Raw genomic sequence first — 14,016 nt, 5'->3', positions numbered from 1 at the left:
AGATGTGTATAAGGGGCAGGGGTAGGGGAGGAGGGGGAAGGCGAGGAGGATCAGGGCGGCCAGGGCGATGCCCAGGAGCGCCGTGTCGCGGAAACCCATGCGGCGGTAGACGTGCTGGCTGAGCGCCGCCGAGACGGGCCAGCTCAGGGTCCAGACGGAGAGGACGAAGCCGGCGGCCGTCGGGCCCAGGCCGAGGACGGACTGCGCGTACGTCGGGAGGAAGACCGTCGGCGCGACCATCACCAACCCGAGGGCGCCCAGGGCCACGTTGACCGCCGCGATGGGGCGGCGGCGCCACACCCAGCCGGGGATGACGGGCTCGGCGGCGCGGCGTTCCACGGCCACCACGACCGCCACCAGCGCGAGCCCGGCGCCGAACAGGGCGAGCGAGGGCGCCGAGAGCCAGTTCCAGGCGACGCCGCCCTGGACGAGCGCGGTCAACAGGACGCCTCCGCAGGCGAATACGGCGAGAGCGCCCGCCCAGTCGACGCGAGCCCGGGGCGCCGACTCCCGCGCGGGCTCGTGGAGATGACGGACGATCAGCCACAACGCCACCGCTCCGACAGGGAGGTTGACGAGGAAGATCCAGCGCCAGTCGGCGTACGCGGCGAGCAGTCCGCCCACCGCCGGGCCCGCGACGGCCGACACCGCCCACACCGTCGACAACTTCGCCTGGATCTTGGGGCGTTGCTCCAGCGGGTACAGGTCGGCGGCGAGCGTCTGGACCGTCCCCTGGAGGGCGCCGCCGCCGAGGCCCTGCACGACGCGGAACGCGATCAGCGCACCCATGTTCCAGGCGCACGCGCACAGCAGGGAGCCCAGCAGGAACACGGCCGCGCCGACGACGAGGACCGGCTTGCGGCCGAACGTGTCGGACAGCTTCCCGTACACCGGGAGGGTGACGGTCACGGCGAGCAGGTAGCCGGAGAAGAGCCACGAGAAGACCGAGAACCCGCCGAGGTCCCCGACGATCTGCGGGACGGCGGTGGAGACGATCGTGGAGTCGAGCGCGGCCAGCGCCATCGACAGCATGAGCGCGGCGACCACCGTGCCCCGTCGGTCGGGGGTACTACGACCCTCCGTCGCAGGTATGACCGGCCGAACACTCCCCGTCACAGACCCTCCCCGGTCGCGTGCCCCTTGCATCTATCCGCCGCCGGACAGCTTCTCACTTGACCCTCACGTCGCGGCAGGGTGCAGCCTGGGTGGAGCGGGAGGGTGGAGACGGCCCCGAAATCGTCTCCACCCGTCGGTGGACGTCCCCTAGGGGTACCTCCGTACTACGTCTCGGGGAGGGTTCGTCCCGACGGAGGACGAGGGGGCCCGGGGGCGGTCCTTAATCTGGCTTTACGTCGACGGGGGCGACCGGATCACCGGGTACCCCCCTCGTCGGGGGGTGGGGTTAACCCCCCGGGAAGACGGGGCCCGGCCCCAATGTGCCGTACCCCTCCCGGGGGACAGACTCAACGTCGTACCGCTCAGGGCCAGTACCGATCAGGGCCGGCCGGCGCGGACCGCCGCGGCGGACCGAGAACGCCACGGGCACCCGCGTACTCATTGATGACCGACATAGGAGACTTGCCATGACATCGGCCGTGACCATTCCCCGGCACGGGGGTTCCGGAGGGCGTACGGCCGTCGCCGCGCGGGGGCGGCAGGTCGTGAAGGCGTACGGGTCGGGGGAGACCCGGGTCGTCGCGCTCGACCACGTCGACGTGGACATCGTGCGGGGGGAGTTCACCGCGATCATGGGGCCCTCGGGGTCCGGGAAGTCCACGCTGATGCACTGCCTCGCCGGGCTCGACACCGTCAGCTCGGGGCAGATCTACCTCGACGACACCGAGATCACCGGCCTGAAGGACAAGAAGCTCACCCAACTCCGGCGCGACCGCATCGGGTTCATCTTCCAGGCGTTCAACCTGCTCCCCACGCTCAACGCGCTGGAGAACATCACGCTGCCGATGGACATCGCGGGCCGCAAGCCCGACAAGGGGTGGCTGGCGCAGGTCGTCGAGACCGTCGGGCTCGCCGGACGGCTCAAGCACCGGCCCAACCAGCTCTCCGGCGGCCAGCAGCAACGCGTCGCCGTGGCAAGGGCGTTGGCCGCCCGCCCCGAGATCATCTTCGGCGACGAGCCGACCGGGAACCTCGACTCCCGTGCGGGAGCGGAGGTGTTGGGCTTCCTGCGCAGGTCCGTCGACGAACTCGGCCAGACCATCGTGATGGTGACGCACGACCCGGTCGCCGCCTCCTACGCGGACCGCGTGCTCTACCTCGCCGACGGACGGATCGTCGACGAGATGATCCGGCCCACCGCCGACACCGTCCTCGACCGCATGAAGGACTTCGACGCGCGGGGGCGTACGTCATGACCGTCATGAAGACCTCGATGCGCAACTTCTTCGCGCACAAAGGGCGCATGGCGCTCTCCGCGATAGCCGTGCTGCTGTCGGTCGCGTTCGTCTGCGGGACGCTGGTGTTCACGGACACCATGTCCACCACCTTCGACAAGCTGTTCGCGGCGACGTCCTCCGATGTGACGGTGAGCCCCAAGGGCGCCTCCGACACCGGCGAGACGAAGTCCGACAACGGCAAGCCGCTCGTCATGCCGGCGTCGGTCGTCGACACCGTGCGCAAGGCGAAAGGCGTCAAGTCGGCCGAGGGGACGGTCTTTTCGACCTCGGTGACCGTCATCGACGCCGACAAGGACAGCCTCTCGCCGAACGGCGGCGGCCCGACGATCGTGGGCAGCTGGAACAGCAACGACGCCCGCACCATGAAGATCACCTCGGGCGCGGTGCCCAAGGGCGCCGGGCAGGTGATGGTCGACGAAGACACCGTCGACAAGCACCACTTGAAGCTCGGTGACGAGATCGGCGTCATCAGCGCCCTCGGCACCCACAAGGCCAAGATCTCCGGTGTCGTCGCCTTCCAGGTCACCAACCCCGGTGCGGCGATCTTCTACTTCGACACCAGGACCGCGCAGGAGACGCTGGTCGGGCAGACCGGTGTCTACACGAACGTCAACGTCACGGCGGCGGCCGGGTTCAGCGACGAGCAGGTGAAGCAGGGCGTCAACTCGGCACTCGGCGCCGGTGAGTTCAAGGTGCAGACCGCCAAGGAGACGGCCGACGCCAACCGCAAGCAGGTCGGCTCCCTCATGGACGTACTCAAGTACGCCATGCTCGGCTTCGCCGGGATCGCCTTCCTCGTCGGGATCTTCCTCATCATCAACACGTTCTCGATGCTGGTCGCGCAGCGCACCCGGGAGATCGGGCTGATGCGGGCCATCGGGTCCTCGCGCAAGCAGGTCAACCGGTCCGTGCTGGTCGAGGCGCTGCTCCTCGGGATCGTCGGGTCGATCCTGGGCGTCGGGGCCGGGGTCGGGATCGCCGTCGGGCTGATGAAGCTCATGAGTTCGGCCGGCATGAACCTCTCGACCGACGACCTGACCGTCGCCTGGACCACGCCCGTGACCGGCATCGTCCTCGGCGTCGTCGTCACCGTCCTCGCGGCGTACCTCCCGGCCCGCCGCGCCGGGAAGGTCTCGCCGATGGCCGCGCTGCGCGACGCGGGTACCCCCGCGGACGGGCGCGCCGGATGGGTACGGGCCCTGATCGGGCTGCTGCTGACTGGCTCCGGAGGGGTAGCGCTCTACCTCTCAGGTACTGCGGACAAGGCGGGCGAGGGCGGTCTCTGGCTGGGGCTCGGCATCGTCCTGTCCCTCCTCGGGTTCGTCGTCATCGGGCCGCTGCTCGCGGGCGGGGTCGTACGGGTACTAGGAGCAGTACTCCTGCGGGCCTTCGGTCCCGTGGGGCGCATGGCCGAGCGCAACGCGCTGCGCAACCCCAGGCGTACGGGGGCTACGGGCGCCGCCCTGATGATCGGGCTCGCGCTGGTCGCCTGCCTCTCCGTCGTCAGCTCCTCCATGGTGGCCTCCGCGACCCAGGAACTCGACAAGACCGTCGGCACCGACTTCATCGTCCAGTCCGACAGCGGGCAGCTCATCACGCCGCAGGCCGTCGAGACGATCAAGAAGACGCCGGGTCTGGAGCGGGTCACCGAGTACAAGTGGACCAAGGCCGACTTCACCACCCCCGACGGCAAGGTCTCCAAGGACACGGCCATCACCGCCGCCGACCCGACGTACCCCGACGACCTGCGGGTCCAGACCGTCCAGGGCAACCTGAAGGACGCGTACAAGCCGGACTCCATGTCCGTCCACGAGGACTTCGCCAAGGACCACGCGATCCGGCTCGGCTCCACCGTCCGCGTCGCCTTCAAGGACGGCCGCACGGCGCCCCTCACCGTCCGCGCCATCACCAAGAGCGACGTCGCCATCGACTCCGGGGCCATGTACACGGCCATCACGACCATGGCGAAGTACGTGCCCGCCGACAAGATGCCCCTCGACACGATCCTCTTCGCCACCGCGCAGAAGGGGCAGCAGGACACCGCGTACACCGCGCTCAAGTCCACCATGCGCGACTATCCGCAGTACAAGGTCCGCGACCAGACCGACTACAAGCAGGCGCTCAAGGACCAGATCGGCCAACTCCTCAACCTCATCTACGGGTTGCTGGCCCTCGCGATCATCGTCGCCGTCCTCGGGGTCGTGAACACCCTGGCCCTCTCCGTCGTCGAACGCACCCGCGAGATCGGCCTCATGCGAGCCATCGGCCTCTCCCGCCGCCAGCTCCGCCGCATGATCCGCATGGAGTCGGTCGTCATCGCCCTCTTCGGCGCGCTGCTCGGCCTCGCTCTGGGCATGGGCTGGGGCGCAACCGCCCAGAAACTCCTGGCACTTCAGGGCCTCGGCGTCCTGGAGATCCCCTGGCCCACCATCATCGGCGTCTTCATCGGCTCGGCCTTCGTCGGCCTCTTCGCCGCACTGATCCCGGCGTTCCGGGCGGGCCGCATGAACGTCCTCAACGCGATCGCCACGGACTGATCCGAGAAGGGGGGTGACTGGACCACCGCATACGGGGGTTGCGGGGGAAGACCCGGTGCCGAGGAGTCTTGGGGGACTCCTCGGCACCGGGTTTTGCGCATGCCCGGGGGCTCGCGAGCGGCAGGAGGGCAGGGCGCTGGAGGCGCCGACTGTCAGTGGGGTCGGCTAGCGTCTGAGGTGTGCGCTACTTCAACACGGCAGGGCCGTGCACCGCTGAACGGCACTACATGCTGTCTGCCGAGGAACGGCTGCCTCAGGCCCGTGCGCTGGTGGAGGAGGGCCACTATTTCGTGCTGCATGCTCCCCGGCAGACCGGCAAGACCACGGCACTGGCGACACTGGCCCGGAGCCTGACGGCCTCGGGCAGGTACGCGGCGGTGCGCTTCTCCTGCGAGAACGCCGAAGTAGCCGGGGAGGACTACGGCCGGGCGGAGGACCAGGTACTCGAAGCGATCCGGGAAGTCACCAAGGCTGGCTGGTTTCCCGACGAACTCGCACCCCCCGCGACCTGGCCCGATGCGGTGCCCGGAGCCCGACTCCAGGTGGGGCTGGCGGAGTGGGCGCGGAGCTGTCCCCGTCCGCTGGTGCTGTTCTTCGACGAGATCGACGCGCTGCGCGGGGATAGCCTGCGCAGCATCCTGCGCCAGTTGCGCAACGGCTTCACCGGCGTACGGGAGGAGTTCCCGCACTCGGTGGCACTGTGCGGGCTGCGGGACGTACGCGACTACAAGGCGGCATCGGGCGGTGATCCAGGACGTCTGGGAACGTCGAGCCCGTTCAACATCAAGATCGCGTCGCTGAGGTTGGGTGACTTCACTGAGGCCGAGACCGCCGAGCTGTACCGGCAGCACACGGCCGAGACCGGGCAGGAGTTCACCCCGGACGCGATCGAGCGCGCCTTCTGCTACACCCAGGGCCAGCCGTGGCTGGTCAACGCGTTGGCGTACGAGATCATCCGGTGGATGGAGGTCCCGCCGTCCGAGCCGATCACGGCGGAGCACGTCGACGAGGCGAAGGAGCGGCTGATCCTGGCGCGGGCCACGCACCTGGACTCTCTGGTGGCCAAGCTGGGGGAGGACCGGGTACGCCGGGTGATCGAGCCGTTGATCGCCGGTGAGCTGCCCGACGGCGGTGTCACCTATGACGACGACCGGTCGTACGTCCGTGATCTGGGGTTGATCGCTCCGAACTCACCGGTGCGGGTGGCCAATCCGATTTACCGGGAGGTCATCGTCCGCGTCCTGGGCAGCAGTGCCGAGGACGCGGTCACCGACACCCCGAGCAGCTTCCGGTTGCCGGACGGCCGGATCGACATGGACAAACTGCTGCGCTCGTTCGCCGCGTTCTGGCGGGAGAACGGCGAGATCCTCGCCTCCGGCTCGACCTACCCGGAGGCGGCGGCGCAGTTGGTGATGATGGCGTACCTGCACCGCATCGTGAACGGCGCCGGCTTCATCGACCGGGAGTACGGCGTGGGCCGCCGCCGCATCGACCTGCTGATCCGCCAGCCCTACACGAACGAGTCCGACGGATCGCGGGCCGTGCAGCGCGAGGCACTGGAACTGAAGGTGTGGCGCCAGGGCCGCCCCGACCCCCTGACCGACGGCCTGGCCCAACTGGACGACTACCTGGACCGTACGGAACTGCCCACCGGCACCCTCGTCGTCTTCGACACCCGCCCCGAGGCCGCCCCCGTCCACGAACGCACCGCCTTCTCGACGCAGACCACTCCGTCGGGGCGCACGGTCACCCTGCTGCGAGCGTGACGGTCCGCATGGAGCCCATCGTCATCGCCCGCTTCGGAGCCCTCATCCTGAACCGAACCCGAACACCATGTCGGGCCAGTCGGAGTCGGCTGGGCCGTCGTCGAGTGCCTTGCTGATCGTCCGCTCCTCGTAGCTGAAGTGGGACTCCATGATCGCCGCCAGTCCGTCCAGTTCACGCCCGATCGCATCCAGGTCCGGGCTGTGCGATGTGGTGGCGCTGTCCGCGAGTTCTCTTACGCGGGACAGGATCGAGGCGATGAGGCCATGGTCCTCGACGAGTTTCGCGACCGTCCCGGCGAGGTCGGGGCGTTCCTGGAGCAACTGGGCGAACATTCCGTCGTCCTCGCCCTGATGGTGCGAGGTCAACGCGGTACAGAAGGCCAGGCAGTGGGTGAGGAGTACGTCGTCGCCCGACCGGCGGTGTCCGATACCCGTTCTGATCTCGCCGACCTGGCGACGGAGTTCCTGATGTGCTTGCGCGAGCTGTCGGCTCAAGGCGACCGCGCGGTCGCCGCTGTGGGAAGCCACGGATGGCGGCCCTTTCGGTTCCACACCTCCATGCCTGACGGGGTCGTCACCGGCACGCGATGCTGCCGCTATCCGATCATGTGACCGACCCGACGGCAACAGCCCGCGTACGGGTCGGTCGGCGGTGCGCGCTCTCGTCGATGGCCAGGCGTCGCAGCAGCGCTCGCGCCCGCGCAGATCACCTACGCCGCCCTTTCGTACCCCCGACAGTTATAGGTACCTCTGCGCGACCAACTCTCCCCATCCTGGTGATCGTTCCGCCGAGGGGTGGGGCGAGAGAGCGGGGAGATGGTCATGGGGATTCGGGTGAAGGTCGCTGCGACGACTGCTACGGCCGTGCTCGTGGGGCTCGGTGTGGTGGGGAGTGCTGTGCCGGCGGGGGCGGTGTCGACGCCTGCTGGGAACAACAGCAGTAATGAAGATGTGTTGTTGGTGCACGGGTACGACCCGGTGTGGGAGGCGAAGTTCGACTGCAACGACTACTTCAAGGACATCCGGAAGGACCTCAAGGACTACCGGTGGAAGGGGAAGGTGCGGGGGGTCGCGTTCTACAAGGGGGACTGGAACTGTGACTTCCGGATCGCCAGTGGGGATCGGAACACCGGGCTGAAGGATCTGGGGAAGAAGCTCGCCAACAAGATCTACAAGGACTACACGGCGAAGGGGAAGTCCGTCGATCTCGTGGGGCATTCCATGGGCGGGCTCATCATCCGCGCCGCGCTGACCGGGGTCGCCAAGAAGGAGGCCGGGTTCCCGAAGAAGCTGTTCGTCGAGGACGTGGTGACGCTGGGGGCGCCGCACGCGGGGACCAACTGGGGCTGGGGGCACTCGTACCAGCAGACCAAGGACATGCGGGAGAAGTCCTCGCTCATCAAGTGGCTGAGCAAGAACCCCCAGTCCACGCAGCCCACCGACTGGACGGCGATCGGCAGCGACGCCGACGCGATCGTCTCGGAGTCGTCGGCGACCGCGGGCGGCTTCAAGCACTGGGTCCGCTACCAGAACCTCCCGGGCGCGGACGACCACGCGGCCCTGAAGTCGGTCCGTACGGGGACGCACAAGCTGAAGTACCGCAACTCCCCGTCCGCGGCGACCGGTTGGAAGACGGCGGGCTCCCCGGCGGCCTGGACCACCTCCGCGCTGTTCCACTACACGAAGTGGTGACACCCCGCTAGCCACCACTGACACGCCGCCACCACTGACACGCCGCCACCACTGATTCGGGCGCCGTCGGGACCATCCCGGCGGCGCCCGCGCGTTCAGTCGAGGACGGCGACCGCCTCGATCTCCACGAGGTGCTCCGGTACGTCCAGCGCCGCCACCCCGATCAGCGTCGCCGGCGGCCGGTGGTCGACGCCGAGACGGCCGGCGCCCCGGGCGATGCCCTCCAGCAGCGCCGGCATCTTGTCGGGCGTCCAGTCGACGACGTACACGGTGAGCTTCGCTACGTCCGTGAAGGCGCCGCCCGCTCCCGCCAGAGCCGTGCCGACGCTGACGTACGCCTGCTCGACCTGGGCCGCGAGGTCGGCCGGCGCGTCCCAGGCGACCTGGCCGGCGAGATAGAGGGTGCGGGTTCCGGAAGCCACCGACACCTGGTGGTAGACGTCGATGGAGGGCAGGCCGTTCGGATTCAGCAGGGTGATGGTCATACCGGCGACCGTAGGGAACCCCGCCCTGACGTGGAAGAACGCACTTTTTGGTGCCCCGGGAACCCCGAGGTGACCTCGCAGGTCAGGCCGCTTGTCAGGCTCACGGCGTCAACAAGGACACCGCGCACTGCCCAGGAGCGAGGGTGACGCCCCCGTCCACACCCCGACGGTTGTCCACAGGCCCGGCGCTTGTCGGCGGCAGGTCGTACGCTGGATGACCCCCGGCCCGTGAGACGCGTCGGGTCGTTGGTGTTCGCCCCGTCCCCCTCACCGGAAAGAATCCATGAGCCTGCACGGTCTGCTAGACGCCGTTCTGAAGGACAAGGCCCTGTCCGAAGCCGTACAGGCGGCCTCGGACGGCAACCGCACGCACGTCGACCTGGTCGGCCCCCCGGCGGCGCGCCCGTTCGCGATCGCGGCGCTCGCGCGGGAGTCCGGCCGTCCGGTGCTGGCGGTGACGGCGACGGGCAGGGAGGCGGAGGACCTCGCGGCGGCGCTGCGCACGCTGCTGCCGGCGGACGGCGTCGCGGAGTACCCCGCGTGGGAGACGCTCCCGCACGAGCGCCTGAGCCCGCGCAGCGACACCGTGGGGCGCCGGCTGGCCGTCCTGCGCAGGCTGGCGCACCCGAGCGCGGACGACCCGGAGACGGGCCCGGTGTCGGTGGTCGTCGCGCCCGTGCGGTCCGTGCTCCAGCCGCAGGTCAAGGGCCTCGGCGACCTGGAGCCGGTCGCGCTGAGGACCGGGCAGACCGCCGACCTGAACCAGATCGTCGAGGCCCTCGCAGCCGCCGCCTACGCGCGCGTGGAACTCGTCGAGAAGCGCGGCGAGTTCGCGGTGCGCGGCGGCATCCTGGACGTGTTCCCGCCGACCGAGGAACACCCCCTGCGCGTCGAGTTCTGGGGCGACGACGTCGAGGAGATCCGCTACTTCAAGGTCGCCGACCAGCGCTCCCTCGAAGTCGCCGAGCACGGCCTGTGGGCGCCCCCCTGCCGGGAACTCCTCCTCACGGACGACGTCCGCACGCGCGCGCAGGCCCTCGCCGAGGACCACCCCGAACTCGGCGAGCTGCTGAACAAGATCGCCGAGGGGATCGCGGTCGAGGGCATGGAGTCCCTCGCGCCGGTCCTCGTCGACGACATGGAACTGCTGATCGACGTCCTGCCCAAGGGCGCGATGGCCGTCGTCTGCGACCCGGAGCGCGTGCGCACGCGCGCGGCAGACCTCGTGGCGACCTCGCAGGAGTTCCTGCACGCGTCCTGGGCGGCCACGGCGGGCGGCGGCGAGGCCCCGATCGACGTCGGCGCGGCCTCCCTGTGGTCGATCGCCGACGTGCGGGACCGCGCGCGCGAGCTGGACATGATGTGGTGGTCGGTCTCCCCGTTCGCGGCGGACGAAGAGCTCGACGCGGACACCCTGAAGCTCTCCATGCACGCCCCCGAGACCTACCGGGGCGACACCGCGAAGGCCCTCGCCGACACCAAGGGCTGGCTCGCCGACGGCTGGCGCACGGTGTTCGTCACCGAGGGCCACGGCACCGCCTCCCGCACGGTCGAGGTCCTCGGGGGCGAGGGCATCGCCGCGCGCCTGGACACCGACCTGGGCGCGATCCAGCCGTCCGTCGTGCACGTGGCGTGCGGCTCGATCGACTACGGCTTCGTCGACCCCGCGCTGCGGCTCGCCGTCCTCACCGAGACCGACCTCTCGGGCCAGAAGGCGGCCGGCAAGGACGGCGCGCGCATGCCCGCGCGCAGACGCAAGAGCATCGACCCGCTGACCCTGGAGGCCGGCGACCACATCGTCCACGAGCAGCACGGCGTGGGCCGGTACGTCGAGATGGTCCAGCGCACCGTCCAGGGCGCCACCCGCGAGTACCTGGTCGTCGAGTACGCGCCCGCCAAGCGCGGCCAGCCCGGCGACCGCCTGTACATCCCGACCGACCAGCTGGAGCAGATCACCAAGTACGTCGGCGGCGAGGCGCCCACCCTGCACCGCCTCGGCGGCGCGGACTGGACGAAGACGAAGGCCCGCGCGAAGAAGGCCGTCAAGGAGATCGCCGCCGACCTGATCAAGCTGTACAGCGCGCGCATGGCCGCGCCGGGGCACGCGTTCGGCGCGGACACGCCGTGGCAGCGCGAGCTGGAGGACGCGTTCCCGTACGCGGAGACCCCGGACCAGCTCACCACGATCGCCGAGGTCAAGGACGACATGGAGAAGACGGTCCCGATGGACCGCCTGATCTGCGGCGACGTCGGCTACGGCAAGACCGAGATCGCGGTGCGCGCCGCCTTCAAGGCCGTCCAGGACGGCAAGCAGGTCGCCGTCCTCGTGCCGACGACCCTGCTCGTCCAGCAGCACTTCGGGACGTTCAGCGAGCGGTACGCGCAGTTCCCGGTGAACGTCAGAGCGCTCAGCCGCTTCCAGACCGACACCGAGGCCAAGGCCACCCTGGAGGGCCTGCGCGAGGGCGCGGTGGACGTCGTCATCGGCACGCACCGGCTGTTCGCGTCGGAGACGAAGTTCAAGGACCTCGGGCTCGTCATCGTCGACGAGGAGCAGCGCTTCGGCGTCGAGCACAAGGAGCAGCTGAAGAAGCTGCGCGCGAACGTCGACGTGCTGACGATGTCGGCGACGCCCATCCCGCGCACGCTGGAGATGGCCGTCACCGGCATCCGCGAGATGTCGACGATCACCACGCCCCCCGAGGAGCGCCACCCGGTGCTGACGTTCGTCGGGCCGTACGAGGAGAAGCAGATCGGCGCCGCGATCCGCCGTGAACTCCTGCGCGAGGGCCAGGTCTTCTACATCCACAACCGCGTCGAGTCCATCGACCGGGCCGCCGCGCGCCTGCGCGAGATCGTCCCCGAGGCCCGCATCGCCACCGCGCACGGGCAGATGTCCGAACAGGCCCTGGAACAGGTCGTCGTCGACTTCTGGGAGAAGAAGTTCGACGTCCTCGTGTCGACGACGATCGTCGAGTCCGGCATCGACATCTCCAACGCCAACACCCTCATCGTGGAGCGCGGCGACACCTTCGGCCTGTCCCAGCTCCACCAGCTGCGCGGGCGCGTGGGGCGTGGCCGCGAGCGCGGGTACGCCTACTTCCTGTACCCGCCGGAGAAGCCCCTCACGGAGACCGCGCACGAACGCCTCGCGACGATCGCCCAGCACACCGAGATGGGCGCGGGCATGTACGTCGCGATGAAGGACCTGGAGATCCGCGGCGCCGGCAACCTGCTCGGCGGCGAGCAGTCCGGGCACATCGCGGGCGTCGGCTTCGACCTGTACGTGCGCATGGTCGGCGAGGCCGTCGCGGACTACCGCAAGCAGCTGGAGAACGGCGAGATCGAGGAGGAGCCGCCGCTGGAGGTCAAGATCGAGCTGCCGGTCGACGCGCACGTCCCGCACGACTACGCGCCGGGCGAGCGGCTGCGCCTCCAGGCGTACCGGTCGATCGCCTCCGCCAACTCCGAGGACGACATCAGGGCCGTACGCGAGGAACTCACCGACCGCTACGGCAAGTTGCCGGAGCCCGTCGAGAACCTCCTGCTGGTGGCCGGGCTGCGGATGCTGGCGCGCGCGTGCGGGGTCGGGGAGATCGTCCTCCAGGGCACCAACATCCGGTTCGCGCCCGTGGAGTTGCGGGAGTCGCAGGAGCTGCGGCTCAAGCGGCTGTACCCGGGGACGGTCGTCAAGGCGGGCGCGCACCAGGTCCTCGTACCCCGCCCGAAGACCGCGAAGGTCGGCGGGAAGCCGCTCGTCGGGCGTGAACTCCTGGGCTGGACCGGGGAGTTCCTGGCGACCGTGCTCGGGTCGTAGAGAAGGTCGTAAAGCGGGCATTCTTGACAGGTGCCGGTGGCGGTTCGATCGTGGACACACCGGCGCCTGCCAGGTGCCCCGTTCATTCCAGGGGGAGGAATGAACAGTGTCGTCTTCGGCAACCTCTCCGTCTCGCTGACCGGCCGGCACGGCGCCCGCCTCACGCGCGTGCCGCCGTCGGTGACCACCCCGTACCCGCGCGCGCTCACCGAGCCGCAGCCGCAGCCGCTCCAACGGCCGTACCTGGTCGGGCGGTCGCGGGAACTCGACCGCGTACGCGCGCGCGAGACGGTCGAGTTCACCGGGCCCTGCGGCAGCGGCAGGACGACCCTCCTGCGGAGCGTCCCGGACAGCGTGTACGTGCGCGTGGGCGCGATGGCCCTCGACGACCTCCTCCAGGACCTCATGCGGTCCTGCTACGTCTGGCAGGGCCCCGCCAGGTTCACCACCGAGGAGTGCGCGCGGGCGCTGGGGGCCGTCGACGGGACCGTCGCCCTCGACGACGTCACGTACGGCGCGGCCCAACTCGCCTACCTCCGGCAGACGTTGCGCGGCTGCGCCCTGGTGATCGCCACCGGCACGCCGACGCTCCCGGAGGCGCACGCCCTGGAGGGCCTCTCCGAGGCCGCTGCGACCGCCCTCCTGGCCCGCGACCTCGGCCGCCCCCTGTCCGCCCCCGAGCAGGCCGTCACCGGGCGCCTCGTGGCCGCCGTCGGCGGACAGCCGCTGCACCTGCGGCAGGCCGCCGCGCTCGTGCGGTACGACGGGATGGCGCTCGCCGACGTCACCGCGCGCGCGGAGGGCGACCCCGGCGTCCTCGACGAACTGTGCGTCTCCGCGCTCGCGCCGCAGGCCAAGCGGGTGCTCGCCGTGCTCACGCTGCTCGGCGGCGCGCTGCTGCCCGCCGGGGTGCTCGCGCAGATGGCCGACGTCGCGTACGTCGCCCAGACCTTCGAATCGCTCTCCGCGCGCGGGGTCGCCGAACAGTGCGACGACCGGTTCGGGCTGCCCGTCTGCAAGGCCGAGCCCTACCGGCACATCCTCTACCGCCACATCGGGCTCGCCACCGCCGCCCGCTCCCTCGCCGCCTGGCTGGCCTCCGGCGACCCCGCCGGGCCCGACGCGCGCGGGGCGGCCGACGCCGCCATCGGGCTCCTGGGGGTCGCCGCCGAACGCCGCGAGTGGCAGACCGTCGTCCAGCTTGTCACTGCCCTGGAGCGCGTCCTGTTCGTCCAGAGCCACTGGCAGGCCTGGCAGGACACCCTCGCGCAGGGCATCACGGCCGCGCGCGAGGCCGAGGACGCC

The 14,016-nt window shown here is 70.1% G+C and carries 8 protein-coding genes and 1 pseudogene; 6 read left to right on the top strand and 3 right to left on the bottom strand.

The window, feature by feature from the left end:
* A partial coding sequence (locus AOK24_RS06970) for an MFS transporter (protein WP_420876656.1) occupies window positions 1-1,146 on the bottom strand: 1,146 nt, incomplete at its 3' end.
* Window positions 1,147-1,583: 437 nt separating this feature from the next.
* On the opposite strand from AOK24_RS06970, the gene AOK24_RS06965 reads away from it, so the two are divergent.
* From AOK24_RS06965 to AOK24_RS06955, 3 genes are all read left to right on the top strand, one after another.
* The gene (locus AOK24_RS06965; protein WP_055719175.1) at window positions 1,584-2,372 is read left to right on the top strand and encodes an ABC transporter ATP-binding protein; all 789 of its coding nucleotides are present in this window, start codon (window positions 1,584-1,586) and stop codon (window positions 2,370-2,372) included.
* Complete coding sequence (locus tag AOK24_RS06960) at window positions 2,369-4,951, top strand: ABC transporter permease (protein WP_055719174.1); 2,583 nt, start codon at window positions 2,369-2,371, stop codon at window positions 4,949-4,951. Before AOK24_RS06965 ends, AOK24_RS06960 begins: the two co-directional genes overlap by 4 nt.
* Before the next feature lie 179 nt (window positions 4,952-5,130).
* Window positions 5,131-6,717: an ATP-binding protein gene (locus AOK24_RS06955; RefSeq protein WP_240553705.1), complete on the top strand. Its 1,587-nt coding sequence runs from the start codon at window positions 5,131-5,133 to the stop codon at window positions 6,715-6,717.
* Between the two features lie 42 nt (window positions 6,718-6,759).
* On the opposite strand, the gene AOK24_RS06950 is transcribed toward AOK24_RS06955, so the two are convergent.
* A complete protein-coding gene (locus AOK24_RS06950) occupies window positions 6,760-7,245 on the bottom strand; it encodes a hemerythrin domain-containing protein (RefSeq protein WP_055719172.1) in 486 nt (161 codons plus the stop codon).
* A gap of 294 nt (window positions 7,246-7,539) precedes the next feature.
* Here AOK24_RS06950 and AOK24_RS06945 point away from each other — a divergent pair, with 294 nt between their 5' ends.
* Window positions 7,540-8,409: an esterase/lipase family protein gene (locus AOK24_RS06945; protein WP_159051807.1), complete on the top strand. Its 870-nt coding sequence runs from the start codon at window positions 7,540-7,542 to the stop codon at window positions 8,407-8,409.
* Window positions 8,410-8,504: 95 nt separating this feature from the next.
* On the opposite strand, the gene AOK24_RS06940 is transcribed toward AOK24_RS06945, so the two are convergent.
* Window positions 8,505-8,894, bottom strand: coding sequence for a RidA family protein (locus tag AOK24_RS06940; RefSeq protein WP_055719170.1), 390 nt, complete (start codon window positions 8,892-8,894; stop codon window positions 8,505-8,507).
* Window positions 8,895-9,177: 283 nt separating this feature from the next.
* Between AOK24_RS06940 and mfd the strand changes: the two genes are divergently transcribed.
* Together mfd and AOK24_RS06930 are read left to right on the top strand one after the other, a co-directional pair.
* Window positions 9,178-12,711, top strand: coding sequence for a transcription-repair coupling factor (gene mfd, locus AOK24_RS06935; RefSeq protein ID WP_055719169.1), 3,534 nt, complete (start codon window positions 9,178-9,180; stop codon window positions 12,709-12,711).
* A 99-nt stretch (window positions 12,712-12,810) separates the two neighbouring features.
* Window positions 12,811-14,016 (top strand): annotated as a pseudogene (locus tag AOK24_RS06930) (hypothetical protein); the annotation flags it as partial.

It is taken from the genome of Streptomyces niveiscabiei (assembly GCF_001419795.1).
GTDB classification, from domain to species: Bacteria; Actinomycetota; Actinomycetes; order Streptomycetales; family Streptomycetaceae; genus Streptomyces; species Streptomyces niveiscabiei.
Note: the sequence above shows the minus strand (reverse complement) of the source record. Positions and strands in the feature narration are given on the sequence as shown.

Coding starts and splice junctions, on each gene's coding strand:
- AOK24_RS06945 (WP_159051807.1), top strand. CDS start 7,540: ATGGGGATTCGGGTGAAGGTCGCTGCGACGACTGCTACGGCCGTGCTC.
- AOK24_RS06940 (WP_055719170.1), bottom strand. CDS start 8,894: ATGACCATCACCCTGCTGAATCCGAACGGCCTGCCCTCCATCGACGTC.
- AOK24_RS06960 (WP_055719174.1), top strand. CDS start 2,369: ATGACCGTCATGAAGACCTCGATGCGCAACTTCTTCGCGCACAAAGGG.
- mfd (WP_055719169.1), top strand. CDS start 9,178: ATGAGCCTGCACGGTCTGCTAGACGCCGTTCTGAAGGACAAGGCCCTG.
- AOK24_RS06965 (WP_055719175.1), top strand. CDS start 1,584: ATGACATCGGCCGTGACCATTCCCCGGCACGGGGGTTCCGGAGGGCGT.